Here is a 732-nt window from a genome sequence, read left to right on the forward strand (position 1 = left end):
TTATTTTATAGATATAGTTGTATAATTTAATTGAGGTGATAAAGTATGAAATACTACTCAATAGGAGAATTTGCAACTCGAATAGGTAAAACAATTCAAACTCTTAGAAATTGGGATAAAAATGGAACACTAAAACCATCACATATAACAGCAGGAGGAACAAGATATTATTCACAAGAACAACTTAATCACTTCTTAGGTTTAAAATCAGAAGTGCAACTAAGTAAAAAGACAATTGGTTATTGTAGGGTTAGTTCTCATAAACAAAAAGATGATTTACCAAGACAGATAGAAAATGTTAAGACATATATGTACGCTAAAGGTTATCAATTTGAAATCATACAAGACATAGGAAGTGGGATTAACTATAATAAAAAAGGTCTTAATCAATTAATAGATATGATTACCAATTCAGAAGTAGATAAAATAGTAGTTCTTTACAAAGATAGACTAATCAGATTTGGATATGAGCTAATCGAAAATCTATGTAATAAGTACGGAACAACTATTGAAGTCATTGATAATACTGAAAAATCAGAAGAACAAGAATTAGTTGAAGACTTAATTCAAATAGTAAATGTTTTTAGTTGTAGATTACAAGGTAAAAGAGCTGATAAAGCAAAGAAAATGATTAAGGAGTTGTTAGAAAGTGATTCTAGCCAAGAAAGTTAGACTATATCCAACTAAAGAACAGGAACAAAAGTTATGGCAATCAGTTGGTACTGCAAGATT

2 protein-coding genes are annotated in these 732 nt (G+C 28.6%); both read left to right on the forward strand.

Features of this window, described 5'->3' with window-relative positions:
• The first annotated feature begins 45 nt into the window (after positions 1–45).
• Positions 46–672 carry an IS607 family transposase gene (locus AZI32_RS17255; protein ID WP_061997172.1) on the forward strand — a complete coding sequence of 209 codons (627 nt, stop codon included), beginning with the start codon at positions 46–48 and terminating at the stop codon, positions 670–672.
• The coding region (locus AZI32_RS18165; protein WP_157450895.1) for a helix-turn-helix domain-containing protein at positions 650–732 on the forward strand (83 nt) is incomplete at its 3' end. The genes AZI32_RS17255 and AZI32_RS18165, both read left to right, overlap by 23 nt.

Origin of the sequence: Clostridium sp. ATCC 25772, assembly GCF_001573875.1 — a bacterium.
Taxonomy (GTDB): domain Bacteria; phylum Bacillota; class Clostridia; order Clostridiales; family Clostridiaceae; genus Clostridium_J; species Clostridium_J senegalense.